This window comes from Kluyvera fluvialis (genome assembly GCF_059725275.1).
This window is the reverse complement of the sequence record NZ_AP046142.1, coordinates 91950-106758: the sequence shown is the minus strand read 5'-3', so window position 1 is coordinate 106758 and position 14809 is coordinate 91950. Positions and strand designations below refer to the sequence as shown.

The 14809-nt window shown below is 53.4% G+C and carries 13 protein-coding genes; 6 read left to right on the top strand and 7 right to left on the bottom strand.

From position 1 onward, the window contains the following. Window positions 1-70: 70 nt before the first annotated feature. The gene (gene surE / locus AC6I4B_RS00535; protein ID WP_497768703.1) at window positions 71-946 is read right to left on the bottom strand and encodes a 5'/3'-nucleotidase SurE; all 876 of its coding nucleotides are present in this window, start codon (window positions 944-946) and stop codon (window positions 71-73) included. 446 nt (window positions 947-1392) lie between these two features. On the opposite strand from surE, the gene AC6I4B_RS00530 reads away from it, so the two are divergent. The 6 genes from AC6I4B_RS00530 (at window position 1393) to AC6I4B_RS00505 (ending at window position 8628) form a co-directional block, all read left to right on the top strand. Next, window positions 1393-2190, top strand: a complete 798-nt coding sequence (locus tag AC6I4B_RS00530; protein ID WP_497768702.1) for a histidine phosphatase family protein — start codon at window positions 1393-1395, stop codon at window positions 2188-2190. A gap of 88 nt (window positions 2191-2278) precedes the next feature. Beyond that, a complete protein-coding gene (locus AC6I4B_RS00525; protein ID WP_497768701.1) occupies window positions 2279-3622 on the top strand; it encodes an OprD family outer membrane porin in 1344 nt (447 codons plus the stop codon). 430 nt (window positions 3623-4052) lie between these two features. Continuing rightward, the gene (locus AC6I4B_RS00520; RefSeq protein ID WP_497768700.1) at window positions 4053-4562 is read left to right on the top strand and encodes a Csu type fimbrial protein; all 510 of its coding nucleotides are present in this window, start codon (window positions 4053-4055) and stop codon (window positions 4560-4562) included. Between the two features lie 14 nt (window positions 4563-4576). After that, window positions 4577-5284: a fimbrial biogenesis chaperone gene (locus AC6I4B_RS00515; protein WP_497768699.1), complete on the top strand. Its 708-nt coding sequence runs from the start codon at window positions 4577-4579 to the stop codon at window positions 5282-5284. 70 nt (window positions 5285-5354) lie between these two features. Next, complete coding sequence (locus AC6I4B_RS00510; RefSeq protein ID WP_497768697.1) at window positions 5355-7634, top strand: fimbria/pilus outer membrane usher protein; 2280 nt, start codon at window positions 5355-5357, stop codon at window positions 7632-7634. Window positions 7635-7644: 10 nt separating this feature from the next. Beyond that, window positions 7645-8628: a Csu type fimbrial protein gene (locus AC6I4B_RS00505; RefSeq protein WP_497768696.1), complete on the top strand. Its 984-nt coding sequence runs from the start codon at window positions 7645-7647 to the stop codon at window positions 8626-8628. Window positions 8629-8637: 9 nt separating this feature from the next. Here the strand turns inward: AC6I4B_RS00505 and AC6I4B_RS00500 are convergent, their stop codons facing one another. The 6 genes from AC6I4B_RS00500 to AC6I4B_RS00475 all read right to left on the bottom strand — a co-directional run bounded on the left by AC6I4B_RS00500 (window position 8638) and on the right by AC6I4B_RS00475 (window position 14802). After that, a complete protein-coding gene (locus AC6I4B_RS00500; protein WP_497768694.1) occupies window positions 8638-9135 on the bottom strand; it encodes a protein disulfide oxidoreductase in 498 nt (165 codons plus the stop codon). 462 nt (window positions 9136-9597) lie between these two features. Further along, entirely contained in the window at window positions 9598-11166 is a 1569-nt protein-coding gene (locus tag AC6I4B_RS00495) for an EAL domain-containing protein (protein WP_497768693.1), read from the bottom strand. A 46-nt stretch (window positions 11167-11212) separates the two neighbouring features. Beyond that, window positions 11213-12004: an EAL domain-containing protein gene (locus AC6I4B_RS00490; RefSeq protein WP_497768691.1), complete on the bottom strand. Its 792-nt coding sequence runs from the start codon at window positions 12002-12004 to the stop codon at window positions 11213-11215. Window positions 12005-12211: 207 nt separating this feature from the next. Further along, a complete protein-coding gene (locus AC6I4B_RS00485; RefSeq protein WP_497768689.1) occupies window positions 12212-12910 on the bottom strand; it encodes a hypothetical protein in 699 nt (232 codons plus the stop codon). Beyond that, window positions 12903-13952 (bottom strand): plasmid segregation protein ParM domain-containing protein, encoded by a 1050-nt coding sequence (parM, locus tag AC6I4B_RS00480; RefSeq protein WP_497768687.1) that lies wholly within the window; start codon window positions 13950-13952, stop codon window positions 12903-12905. Before parM ends, AC6I4B_RS00485 begins: the two co-directional genes overlap by 8 nt. A gap of 28 nt (window positions 13953-13980) precedes the next feature. Continuing rightward, window positions 13981-14802 (bottom strand): C40 family peptidase, encoded by an 822-nt coding sequence (locus tag AC6I4B_RS00475; RefSeq protein WP_497768686.1) that lies wholly within the window; start codon window positions 14800-14802, stop codon window positions 13981-13983. Window positions 14803-14809: the final 7 nt, after the last annotated feature.

The following is a 14809-nucleotide window of genomic DNA, read 5'->3' as shown; positions in this document are numbered from 1 at the left end:
CGGCGCGTCAGGTTTTGCCTGCCAATGCAGTGACAATCCTTATCCGGTGCAGCGGGCGAACCCGCCCCTGTTATTTCCCTAATAGCGCTTCGTACTGCGCCTGAAGCTGTGGGGCATTCCACTGGCCGTCAAACACGGTGTAGGTGATATAGCCTTTGTTCAGCCAGCCGGAATCGGTGTCATCCAGCGCAGGCGTCAACGACGCCGGGTTCATGGTCTGCTTCGCTTTGCCGTCGGCCATCAGCTCGTAGCCGATTTGTGGGGTTGGGAAGGCTTCATTGCCGATGTAGTGCACGCCTTTAATCTCTGTTTTCGCCAGCGCCGGATAGTTAATACTCAGGCCAGATCCTTTTGGCAGCAGCGGCGCACCCGCAGTGCGTTTGCCGTTCAGCGTATCGACAACACCCACGACATAATCCACGGAATCCGGCCAGTATTTATGCGTGCTCGGCCACTTATTCTTCATCTCATCTTCGGTAAAGATGTAGCCAATGCTGGCGGCGATGGATGGCACGCCGTAACGTACCGCGCGAACCGCAGCGCTGACTGTGCCGGAGTTCACCTGCGCCATGCCGGTGTTCGGGCCATCATTCACGCCAGAAATGACTAAATCCGGCGGAGTGTCTTTCAGCACGCCCCACAGGCCAAAATCCACCGCATCGGCTGGCGTCCCCGGGAAGCAATAACGTTTGTCGGCCACTTTTTTGACATCAAACAGCTTGCCGGTTTTAAAGGTAATCGCCGAGCCAACGCCGCTCTGGTTGGTCGATGGCGCAACCATCCAAACGTCATAGCCTTTGCTCGCCAGCTTCTCTTGCAGGGAGATACTGCCCGGCGACTCACAGCCGTCATCGTTGACAATCAGAATCTTCAGCGGCGCAGGAGCCGCCTGGGCGGTAAACGCAAAGGCGGAAAGCAGTGCGGCTGCGAGGGTCGTGGTTTTCATCGTTGCTCCTTGTGTGGTAGCTGGGCCTGAATTCGGCGCAAAAAAAAACCTAAGACACCGGCTACAGCTTTGCTGCAACAAGTATCTTAGGTTTTGCCTGCGTTCAGTAACAATCCCAGGATGACAACGAAAATACGCTTTACGACGACTCACGTCCAGAGGGAATGGTTATTTTCTGTGACCCGGCTCAATAAATAAAATGACCACCACCCCGCCCTGCGCATTATTTTATATTCAGCATGAGATATGAAGATGATCACAGTTATTCATTTCACGATTAAAAATGGGATGTTATTCCACAAGGTTAATGCTATCTTCGCCGCCATTGGATTGTTACTGTATTTCACAGGCAAAACCTACGACAGACCTCGCGAGCGATATTATCGCCCACGAATATGGCGTGGGTTTTTTTGTTTTCTGATAAACGGCAAAAGGCGGAATATAAAATGAAAAAATGGATAATGGCATTAATGGTGGTGGCGAGTACGGCTACCGTGCCAACCGCAATGGCGGAGAATAATGTTAAAGCAACCTCTGACGACACGGTTAATATCTATTTTGCACGTCATGGCAAAACGTTATTTAATACGTTCGATCGTGTTCAGGGCTGGGCAGATTCTCCACTGACAGAAGACGGTATTCGCGTTGCCCGTTATTTGGGTGAAGGCCTGAAAGGTATTCCATTTGATCGTTTTTATTCCAGCGATGCCGGGCGTCAGCGTGAAACTATGGCCGTTATTTTAAAACAAGCGGGCGTTAAAGATTATCAACTGAATGAACTGGTTGGCCTGCGTGAAGCCTTCTTCGGCGGGTTTGAAGGCGGCATGAACAAAGATATGGCCGATGCCGGAGCACACCAGCTCGGCCTGGCCGACGGCGCGGCGCTATTTAGCGCGATGAAAGCCGGTAAACTGCCGGTCAGCGATAACCAAAACGCGCTGGCAAAGGCGGATCCAAAAGGGCTGGCGGAAAACTACGAGCAGGTAAAAGCGCGCACTCAGGCCGCACTGAACACCATCGTTGAAAATGCCAAAGCTAATGGCGATAAAAACGTCCTGGCGATTTCTTCCGGTACGTCCATGCAAATTATGATTTCCGACCTCACTGACGATCCGGCTAAAAATAAACCCCTGGCTAACGCCGCCGTCGTGAAAATAGTCTACAAACAGGGTCACTACTCCGTACCGGAAATCGGCACACTGAAATACGTTGAAGCCGGGAAAAAAGCGCTCAACGACCAATAATTAACGATTTTCATTCATCATTTTTGGCTGTAGCTCGTTATTACCTTCGCCGGTAAGGCACGACTACAGCCCTATTCTGGGGTAACACATGAATCTGACGCGTATCGCTGCGGCGTTAATTACGCTCGGCATCTCCGTAACCGTATCGGCAGCGGAAAACAATCAGCCACAACAGCAAAATAGTGCGCTTGCCACACTGGCCGCCGATCCTTTTTTTAGTGACTCGCACATGACGCTGTCGCTAAAAAACTACTGGAAATATCTCAAGGAAGAAAACGCCAACCCGAAACACGTGCATAACGCATGGGGCCAGGGCGTCGCGCTTGAATATCAATCTGGTTATTTTGCCGACATTATTGGTGTCGATGCGGTGTATTATGGCGCAGTAAAATTAGGAGCCAGCGACTATTTTAACTCGCGTGGTGTGCTGTATAACAACGGCACTGGCAATAAAAAAAGCAATGCTGAAGGTTTTTCTAAATTCGGCCAACGCAATATCAAGCTGAAATATGACATCGCCGACACCCATCTCAACGCCCGTTGGGGCTGGCAGGTGCTGAAAAATTACGGGGTTATCTCCACCTCAACGCGTCTGTCACCGACCACTTACTCTGGTATCAGCGGCGGGGTGAACAACGGAAATCTAACCCTGCGCGGGGCATACATCGAAAACTCGATGGATCGTAACTCGCCGGATAAAAAACAGTTCCAGACCAACACCGGTCGCAAAATTAACCACCTTGCCAGCGGCGATCTGCTGTGGAAAAGCCAGCACCTGGACGTGCAGTACGGCTACGGCGAGAGCGACAACTATTTACGCCGTCATTTGCTGTTCACCAACCTCAGGCCTATTGACCGGCTGAATATTGGTACGCAGGTTTACGCCACTCATGCGCTGGATGAATACACCGCAATGCCCGCCAGCAAGCGCGATTTTGACAACAACGCCTGGCACTTCGCCCTCGATGCCACCTGGAAGACCGATCGCTGGAGCAACAAATTCGGTATCGGCTACACCGATGCTAAAAAAGCGAACGAAGTGGGCTTCTATCCGCGTCATATGAGTAAAAACTCACGCGGGACATTTATCTCGATGGCTTATGCAGGCGACGATTACCTGCGCGATGGCGAATTAGTGCTGGCGAATATGGCCGACTACAAACTGACGCCAGACTTAGCCATTGGTCTGGTTGGCAACATTGCGCAGTTTAATTACAAAGGTAACCACGTGCGCACCGGCGAAATCAACGCCTTCAGCCGCTGGACGCCGACCGATCCGATGCTCAATAACCTGACGGTGTGGGCGATGTTTGGCCCTGGCTGGTCGTACAAAATGAGCGGTAAAACCCCGGTACTGACGGATGGACGCTACACGCGCACCCATACGCTGTCATCAGAAGTGATCATCGAGTACCGCTTCCGCATGTTCTAAGCCCGTTGGCACGAGCAACAAAACCTGACTTTTTGGTGGAAGCCAAAGGTCAGGTTTTTTGTTTTTATGCAGGCTCATAAGATATCGAAAAAAAAATAGACCATGAATACCCGCAAATTTATAAAGAATATATTTTCTGATTATTTTAGCCACTCTAACAATATTAATCAGCAGCGCTTAAATACACGAATAAATTAAAGACTAATAATTACACCTATAAAGTATTGCGGTTTACTCATTTCCGATAATTTTTTATCGCAACGGCAGTTTAACCGCTATAAATAAGGTGATGCAGGTACTACTTTTAATAAAAATGCCTTAAGGCAAATTGGCGGAATTTTGCTACCTATCCTACAGTTATACTAGGGACGATTTTTTCATACGTTATTGTTTTATTAAGGAAAATAATATCCTTGTAGAGGTTAAAACTATGAACACATCTACAAAGTTCATTTTTCTCAGTCTGGCGCTCGCAATAACGCCTGCGGCGTATGCTGCGCTGGCGACAAATACATTCCAGGTACAAATTACTATTCAAAGCGCCTGTTCGGTTGCGCAGCCTTCGCCGCTGATTTTTCCCTCTTCGCTTGCCAGCGCCACCAATGTGCAAGGCACGACCACGCTGAACGTCACGTGTTCAAAAACAACGCCCTACAATATTGGCCTGGCGCCTTCGTCAGGTAATGGCGGAACCACCACCGGCTCTGGTGCTATGGCCGGAACTACCGGCAATACCGACAAAGTGCCTTATCAGTTGAACCAGGACGCGGCAGGCACTAAACCGTGGGGCAATACCGCTACCGCATCCGTAGTGGGTAACGGGGTGGCGGGCGTCGGGAACGGCCTTCCCCAAAGCGTCACGGTTCACGCCGTCGTCGCCAGCGCCAACTTCACGCCAGATAACTACAGCGATACCGTCACAATCAACGTTAACTATTGACTCAGGGATGCGATATGAACGGGAAAAAGCGTGCGCTTGCCTGCCTGTGCGGTATTGCGCTGATGAGCAGCGCAGCCGTCGCCGGTGGTTTGCAGGTCACTCCGGTGAGCCTGAATTTACAAACCAGCCAGCGCGCAGAAGGGATTTGGCTGAGCAACTCTAGCGATAGCCCCATTAACGCCCAGGTGCGCGTATTTAGCTGGAATCAAAGCGGCTACAGCGACCAACTCGCCGCTTCGCAGGGGCTGGTGATTAGCCCGCCGATGCTGACGCTGCCTCCGGGTGGCCGACAGCTCATCCGCGTGATTCGCACCGGGCCGCCCACCACCGTGGAAGATGCTTATCGCCTGTCGATTAACGAATTACCGCCCTCAAATCTCAAGAAAAATACGCTCCAGTTTGTCCTGCATTATTCCGTCCCTGTTTTTATTCAGCCTCCGGGCGCAACGGATACCTTCGCGAAATTACGCTGGCAGATTCAGCGTAGCGGCGGGCGCGCTTATCTGGAGGTCAATAATCAGGGCGACGGGCACGCTCAACTGTCCGAAGTCAGCATAATCACAGCGGCAGGCAGCCGAAAAAATATCACTCCCGGGCTTTTAGGCTATGTGCTGCCCGGCTCGACAATGCGTTGGGATTTGCCCACCAGCGCGGCTAATGGGGGCGAGGGAGGAAAGCTTGAAGTAACGGTCAATGGTAAAAAAACGCTACAAGCGTTATAGCGGCCGCAACCGTCTTTTAATTTCATTATTATTCAACGTGTTATTTATAGCGGGGAGCGCGTCTGCGGATATGAAAAACACGCCTTCGCCGCAGGATGGGATAATTTCAGATAGCCAACCATTGGTCGGAATAGACCTGTATCTTGACGTCACCTTAAACCAGACACCAGTTGGGCTGGCGCACTTCGGTTTCGACAACAATAAGCTGTATGCCAGCGCCAATAGCCTGCGCAAAATCGGCCTGCGTATCCCTCCGCAGACGCCCGATCCGGTCAGCCTGAACGATATCCCCCAATTGAAGGTCGATTACGACGCTAACGAGCAAACGCTGACGTTAATGGCTCCGCTGTCGCTGCTGGATATGGGGACAACCCAGGTTAATCAACAAGATCTCAGCAGCCCGGAGGCGACCACATCACGGGGGCTATTGCTGAATTATGACTTCTACGCCTCGCAGGAACAAAGCTCAAGCAACTTCGCCAACGCCTACTCCGAATTGCGCGCTTTCAGCGCCGTTGGCGTGCTCAGCTCAACCCAGATAGCCCGCTACGCCAGCAACAGCGAGGACTTCAGCCAGGGAAACGGTATGACCCGCCTCGACACCAGTTGGCGCTCCTCTTTCCCTGACCAGGTGCTCAGCGTGACGCTAGGCGATACGCTCACCAGCGCCCTGAACTGGTCACGCTCAACCCGTATTGCTGGCCTGCAAATGGGCACTGACTACAGCCTACAGCCCTACACCCCGACAACGCCGCTGCCGTCGTTTTTTGGTTCCGCCACGTTGCCCTCAAGCGTGGAGCTGTATATGAACGGCGTGAAGTATTACAACGGTGAAGTCCCGGCGGGCAACTTTGAAATCAATACGTTGCCGAATATTAACGGCGCGGGCAATGCACAAGTGGCCATGACCGATGCGCTGGGCAAAACCACGGTGCAGAACTTTTCGTTTTATAACGACCAAACGCTATTACGCAAAGGGCTAACCTCCTGGTCTGCCGAGGTCGGCGTGGTGCGCAATAACTACGGTTATGCGTCGTTTGATTACGCCAGCACGCCCGCATTTAGCGCCACCTGGCGGCACGGTTTTAGCAATAGCTTTACCGCCAGCGGGCACGCCGAGGCGTCTGACCGGCTGGTTAACGCCGGTTTCGGCAGCGATTGGATACCGGGAAGCAGCAGCGGGACGATTTCCACAGCGCTTGCCATGAGCACCGACGCCGGAAAAAACGGCCTGCTCTACAGCCTGGGCTATCGCTGGAGCAATAACCGCTTTAGCTTCAACACCTCGACCATTGCTACCGCCAATGATTACCACGACGTCGCCACCCGTTACGGCCAGGCTCCGCCGAGGCTAAACCACAGCAGTATTGTTGGCTACAGCACCGACAGCTTTGGCGGCTTTAGCGTCGGTTATATTCAGCTACGCTATCCGGGCGAAAAGGCGGCGCGCTATACCAATGCCAACTGGTATAAGGCATTAACAGACAGGGTGTACCTCAACGCAGGGCTAAACCAGAACATTGATGACAGCCACGATCGCAGCCTGTTTTTGATGCTCAGCGTGTCGTTTGAGAACAACATCAGCGCCAGCACCAGCGTGCAGCGCAGCAATGACCAAATGAGCTATCAGCTCAACGCCAGCAAAACGCAGCCATCCGATGGCGGCTGGGGCTGGAACCTGGCGCTCAATCAACAGGATTCACAGCAAAACGGCCAGGGCGAGCTGGGCTATCTAGGGCGTTACGGCAAAGTGTACGGCGGCTACAGCCGTTTGCCGGGTAACCAGTCGGCCTACGCTGGGGCAGACGGCGCGCTGGTGATGATGGGCGGCGGCCTGTTTGCCGCGCAATCTATCAACAACGGCTTTGCCGTGGTATCGACAGATGGCATCCCCGATGTGCCTATCGAGCTACAAAATAACCCTATCGGCACTAGCAACAGTAGCGGCCTGCTGCTGGTTACGCCGCTGAACAGCTATCAGAAAAACGAGATAAGCATCAACCCGTTAAACCTCCCGGCCAATATGCGTATTGATCCGGTCAATGCGGTGGCGATCCCCGCCGATCGTTCCGGCACGCTGGTGAACTTTACCGTCAGGCCGGTGCGCGCCGCGCTGATTGTGCTGAAAGACACGCAGGGCAAGGTGATTCCCGAAGGGGCGACCGCCACGCTGAATGGTCTTCGCGGGCAAAACGCAATAGTGGGCTTTGATGGCATGGTCTATTTCGACACGCTGAAAATGCATAACACGCTGGACGTAACCAGCCAAACAGGCCATTGCACAGCGCAGTTCGACTATCCCCGCAACGCGCGTGATATTCCGCAGATAGGCCCATTAACGTGCCAATAACAGGAGCAAGATGATGTGGTTAAGAGTGCTGATTTTACTGGCTGGGCTGTGCTTTTTCCCCATGAAAAGCTTCGCAGTAAGCTGCACGTTGAGCGCGGTTCCCAACGTCAACTTTAGCGTGGTTAACCCGTTCGCCACGGCGGATTCCACCACTTCAATAACCTTTAACTACACCTGCACCAAAACCCCACTGGTGGATCTGCTGGCAGGGTATACCATTTGCTTCAATATTGGCGCGACGGGCAGCAACACGATTAATAGCCGAAAAATGACCGGCCCCAGCGGCGCAACGCTTAATTATCAGCTCTATTATCAGGATTCCGGCGGCACAAGAATTATCTGGGGCAATGAAGGGGGTGGCAGCGGCACGTCGCCAAAAGACTACATGAACCTGTTAAATCTGACGTCGGTATCAGGCAGCCTGACGGTCTACGCGACGCTTCCCGCAGGGCAAAGCAGCGCGATTCCCGGGACATATACCGATACTTACTCCTCAGCGGTCGCCTATGTTTCCGTGAATGGATCCGTGATAGCCGCCCCCACCACCTGTAGCGCCACCTCCGCCGTCGCGTTGCCCATTGTCGTTACCGCCACCGTCAACAAGCAGTGCAACGTCAGCGCGGCTAACAATATCAATCTCGGCTCAAACGTCAGCGCCTCACAAACCAATATCACCGCCAGCAACACCTTCACGATGGCTTGCACGAACACCACCGCCTACACCATTGGCCTTTCGCCCTCCAATAACAGTACGACTGGCAGCGGCGTGATGAAAAGCACCACCGCCCCCATCACCAACACCGACCAGGTCGCGTATCAGTTGAATTCAACGGCGGGCGTTAACGGCCTTGCGTGGGGCAATGGCACAACTAATTTAGTCTCAGGCAACGGCACGGGGCTTGCGGTCAACAGAACGGTCTATGCCGTTGCCCCCAGCGCCAACTACAAGCCAGATTCTTATGCCGACACGGTGACTATCAACGTCACCTATTAAGCGGCTAGATCACCACAGGCCAGCCCACCACAGGCGCAGTTTCATGCCCCAATAACTCGTCCAGCCGGTCGTTGCGACAACCGGTTGGCCTTTATAAACCACCACCAGCGTGGGCGTAACGCTGACCTGCCAGTGGCTCGCCAAAGCGCCGCTGGCGTCGTTAGCCACTGGCATCGTGAGCTGTTTTTTCTGCATCCACTGCGCCAGACGGCGGTCATCGCCGGAGCGCAACGCGATGCTGACAACGTTGCCATCCTGCGCGGCCAGTTTCTCCACCGACGGCGTGGTGTAGCGGCACACGGCGCACCAGGTGGCCCAGACGTATACCAGCAGCGGGCGCGTTTCGCTCAGCGCGGCGAAATCAACCGTTTTGCCATCCAGCGTTTGAAGGGAAGTACCGGCGAAGTTCTCCGGCAAGGTCGGTTTGCGAACGTAGTCGATGCCCGCTATCAGCACTATCGCCAGCAGCAACAGCACGCCAAATTCTCGCAGTCGTTTGATCATCATCACCTCATAAATTCATGAGGATTATCTTACGAGCGGAATCATTTTAGTGCTGTAAAGAAGTGTCGCTCTGAGATGTCATGGTTATCAGTCAAGGGAAGTTCTACTTTTAGTCTCGCCGCTCGTTGCGCTCTTTGAATTGACAACCTGTGTTGCTGAAACCGATGAGTCCCCGCTTGAAATCGGCGAGCCGGAGAAAGGAAGACAAGGTCAGACCGCCAGGGATGGCGGGCTGAGGCGAACCGAGACAGGAAGTCGAGTTTCGCCGTGCCACAGGCTGGATTTCGCAGGCGAGCGCAGTGCGAAGCACCGATTTCCCTGCGGGGCCGAGGGGATTGTTAAGGGGGACTCGGCAGTCCCCCTTGACCCGTTCACAGGAACAGGTGCTTCATGTTCCACAAAACATCAGGTGAACGGAATGTAGCGCTTAACTAGCCAGCAAATGTCACGCTTAACGGACCAGCATTAGCCCTGAGAAGGCGTTTTCCGCAGATACTGTTTCAGCGCATCATGGCGGTAATAGGCCATAAAATCGCTGAATGGCAATGGCCTGGAGTAGTAGTAGCCCTGGAAGTAATCGATGTTATTTTCCTGCAACCACGCGGCCTGATAGTCATGCTCAACCCCTTCCGCCACCGTTTTAATCCCCATCTGTTTCGCCATATCGATAACACAGTTAATCAGCGGCGTAGAGGCATCCGGCGAAATCTGGTTAATAAACATGCGGTCAATTTTGATGCTGTCCGGGCTAAGGCTCGATATCCACGAAAGGTTCGAGAAACCCGTACCAAAATCATCCAGCGAGATAGCGATGCCGCTGTCGCGGATCACTTTGATCTTGTGCATCAGGTCATCGTTAAGCTCAATTTGTTCGTTCTCGGTAAACTCAAACGTCAGCCGTTGCCCCAGCGTTTTAAAGCGCGCGCCAAACTCACTGGCGAAGGCGCAAAAGTCACTGGAAGTCAGATGGGTGTTGCTGATATTGACGTTAAAAATAAACCCTTTCGGCAGCGCATTGTCAGGATGCTGGCAATCGGCAATCACCCGCTTGAGCAGGTTTTCAGTCATCAGGCCAATAGTCTGCGTTTTTTCCGCCACCGAGATAAAAATATCCGGCGGAATAAAACCAATTTCCGGGTGATCCCAGCGGGCAAGGATCTCTGCCCCTACCACCCGATTACTGCTGGCACAGACGATAGGCTGATAGTACGGCACGATATCGTCATCATGTACGGCATTGATAAGGTACTGATACAGCGAGCGGCGGCGGGTCAGCAGCAGCCAGGTCAACGCGGTGAGCACCAGCGGAAGGGTGATAATAATCAGCAGATAAAACCACGAGCCGAACAGCGCCCGCCAGATATCATTAACCCCCGCCGAGCGCCACACCAGCGTATACAGATCGGTTGAAAAACGCGCGTCGTATCCGGCCAACTGCTGCTGTGCTTCCGCACCGTGAACAATGCCTTTCTGCGTCAACAGATTATTGTTCACCAACAGCGCAAAGCGCGCGTCGTTGTTGCTGCTGCTACCAATAATCCCCCACAGGTAGCGTAAATCCGCCGACACCACGATGCCGCCGTGCGCAAATCGTTGGTACAACGAAAACGCCGGGACGCCCGCCGAACGGTTGGAATCATCAATTTTCACGCCGAGCGCATTGTAAGAATGGAGATTGACCTGGTCGCCCTTGTTATCCAGCAACGAGGAGCAGTAAATCTGGTCACCTTTAAGCAAGTTGACGACCAACATCCGCAGTTCACGGGTTATCACAGCATTAAGCTGGCTTTCCAGTTGGCGGCTACACTCTTTGCCCGTCCAGCTTTCCGCCAACCTTGCCGCTTTGCGCGTCTCATCCAGCAGGTTTTCAATGGACGTACGAATAGGCACGGTCTGCTGTGTGATTTGCGCATTCAACTGCTGTTTTACCGTGTAAAACGTCAGCCATACCGCCAACACGGCAGAGGCGACAAAAACCAGGCTCACAAGAACATAGTTTTTGAGATTCGTTTTACCCGCGTATTTTTTGTACATTCTTTATTGATTCCATCTCGCTGGACAACCGTACCCAGCGATTCACTTAACGGTGCGCATGAGACGCTCGAGACTGCGTCTGCTGATGCTGCATATACTCACGCTGAAAAGTGTCCTTACTTAGCGGGCGAGAAAAGAGATAACCCTGGCCGTACTTAACGCCCTGTTTAAGCATATTCGAAATCTGCTTGTAGTTCTCGACGCCTTCAATCACCACATCGGCATCGTATTCGGCAATCGCTTGCAGAATCTGCTCTGTCGCGGCTTCTTTGCCACGCGCCAGGCAGCTTCTGTCCAGCTTGATGTAGTCTGGCTCCCAGAACGCCAACCGCTCTTGCAGTGCGTCCAGCGTGCCAATCCCATCCCAGGCAATGTTGACGCCGCCGTCTTGCAGTTGCTGTAGATTCTGCCGCGCCACGTCGGTAAGCGGCACTGCGCTATGGGTAATTTCAAACACCAATTGACCCGCGCTCAGGTTCTGACGGGTGACGATACTCAGCGCATGAGAGGCAAAGTCAGCGTCGTTAAGCTGTACCGCCGAAATATTCAGCGTGTACATGTACTCTTCATGCATATCAACCGACTTTTTGGCGATAAACGACAGCGCTTTCTCCATGACATAATAGCCCATCTCCACAATGCCGCCGTTTTCTTCAAGCTGTTGGATAAACTCAGCAGGCGGAACCACATTGCGGCGATGCGTACCGCGCACCAGCACTTCGCCGCCAATGCAAACGAAGTGGGATAAATCAAAAATAGGCTGAATCACAAAATCGATACCGACATCGAATTTAGCATCTTCAACACAGCGAATAACGTAATGCGTACTCTTTTCCATACCGGTCTCGCATATCAAAACTTTCCCCCCAAAAGCGACCAGGCAGCTGAAAACTTAAGCACCCGGAGGGAATTAAATAGGCTGTTAGCCCAATATCTTCGCGTATCGATGAATGAGCCAGTCCAGGGCGCTATCAAACTTTTGGCGATGATAAATTTGTCTCAGCCCCCCCATTTAACGCCGCAAAAAACGTAGCCTAATCGTGCCTTAAAAAATCCCTTTCTGACGGATTTGCTTCATCTTCTGCGCCGGAGCACCGAGGGAACTTAACTCCAGTTCTTCCATTTGCCCGTTTTTGCTGCTCTCCACGGCAGGCGCAGCGGTGCGGCCCGACATACGCAACTGTTGTAACAACAGGTTTTGCTGGTTGAGCAAGGTCTTAAGCTGGCCAATCTCACTTCTGAGCTGCGTCAGCTCTTTGACCATCGCTTCATCTGGCTCGACCGCCACAGGCGCGGAGGCCGGAGCCGGTTGGCGTTGCAGCGCTTCCGACATCAGCGCCCGCATCTGGCGCAACTGCTGTTTGCTGAAATCTGCGCTCGGAGCCAGTTGCTCAGCCACGGGCGCTGGCGCTTCAACAACGGGCGCAGCGGCGGTCGTGCCGGGCAACAGCTCGGCATTGACCAGTTCACGGCACAATTCATCGAGCGTTAACTTCTCGCGGCCCATCGCCTCGGCAACGTGGCTACAAAGCTGCGGGTTCAGCAGTTGTAGCTGAAGCCCCGCAAGGTAGACGTTGCGATGGAAGCGACGCATTTCCATATTAGCATCGCCAGGATTCGTGCCCGCCTGGTTAAGTTCCTGATGCCATTTCTTCAGTTGCAGCATCGCGCGCAAATCTGCGCGCGAGTGTTCCGGCGACAAATGCAGGGAGAGACTAACACGGCGAATGTGCCTGTTACTCATCGTCACCCACCTCTGCCATGTGCGGAGCGGCGACTGTCTCCACGCCGGAATCTGCATGGTACAGGCAAATTTCACGGGACAGTGCGCTCTGCGGGTTTTCAATGGTCACTACGCGGTCGCCCAGCGTGGTGTAAGTCTGGCGAACAGCGGATTCAATCAGGTGCGCGCCGCCGCCCACAAGGTATACGCGGTTCGGGTTTTTCGCGAATTTCTTCGCTTCATAGGCCACCTGGTCGCCCAGTTCCTGAATTTTGATCTCCACGCGCTCAAGAATTTCGTCAATGCGCGATTCATCGTTAATCACGCTTTTCACGAATTCCATGTCATGACGGCGCTTAATCAGCTCGTTCGCCACCAGATAGCTGGAGTCGCTGTCGGCAGCCGCCAGCAGTTTGCGAGTGGCGTCAGTCACCATCGCCACGCCAATTTCGTTGTTGCCGTAGATAGCGGAAACATCGTCAAACTCACCCACGATCACGCCCATATCCAGGGTCGTACCGCCGCAGTCGATCACCAGCGATTTGGTAAATTCCGTGACGTTGGAGTTCAGCAGGTGAGACAGCGCCGCAGGCAGGCTTTCTGGCATTACCTGGACATCAACAATGCGGAACAGTTCACCTTTGTTCAGCGAAATATCACGCATCAGGTTGCGGCGCTTGGCTTCAATGCGGCTTTCGTTGCGCTGGCAGTCGTCCGGGTTGTAGAACTGGGTAATAGGCAGCGTGACGATAACTTCAACGTCGCACGGCGTCATGCCCGTCAGCAGCAGCGCGTGGTGCACTGCCAGCAGGTTCAGGTCGTCGTACTGGTAGTCGATATGCGTGGTGGATAACGCTTTATCGGAGGTCGCATCGTAGGTGTATTTGGTCGTGCCGATGGTGTAGTTGTACACCGACTGCCCACGCAGCAGCGCGGCGCTTTTCCAGTCTTTGCGGAATGAGTTCGGCGATACCACGGTCTTCAGAGTACCGTTCTCAATCCAGCTAATTTTTACGTTAGTAGAGCCATCATCAATGGCAAATTTCATACGGGTTGCAGTCATGGTTACGTTCTCAATCTAAAAGGTTTTTTTACAGCGCTGCGTCGTCCGTCAGGACACGGCGTGCGCCAAGATAATGTGATTGCCAGAATTTATCGGATAGCTGGCTGATACGAATATTCAGACCGGTGCGCGGCGCTTCGATAAATCGGCCATCGCCCAGATACACCCCAACATGGTCAGCGCCAGGGCGTTGGTTAATGTTGAAAAAGATCAGGTCGCCTTGTTTCAGGCGGCTCTGGTGAATCGATTTCAGGTTGTTGTCCTGATACATGCCGTTCGCCGTGCGAGGCAGTTTGCGCTCCAGCACGTGGTTAAAGGCATAAAACACCAGCCCGCTACAGTCGAAACCATCGCGTGGGCTAACGCCGCCCCACAGGTAGGGCTTGCCGAGCTGGCTTTCCAGTCGGTGCAGCACCGTGCGCAGCTTGGCGGTCGTTTTCGGCGAGAGGCGTTTGGCAGTCGCCATCTCCTCTTGCATGTCTTCTTGTACGTCTTTCCACAGCGTTTCAGAGCCGCCCAGATTGCCGGGCTTCCAGCGAGAGTGCATCGCCAGCATTTCGCGGTTTTTCGCCCGCTCGGCGCGTTTTTGCGCAATATCGCGGCGCTTTTGTTCCGGCGTCAACGGCACGACGACTGCCCGCTTTTTGGCTTTCGCCATCAGCCGTTCGCGGTTCAGCTTGCGCTTTTTCGCTTCGCTGTCGGTTTGTACCTCAGGCGCTTTCGCAGGCTGAGGTTTTGCGCTGACATAGCTCCCTGGCGTCAGCAGCAAAAAGAGAAAAAAAAGCTGTACCCGCCGGGCAACGGAAGCCCGGACAGGTACAGAAAAGAGAGGAAGGATGAAACGTTTCACAGCTGTA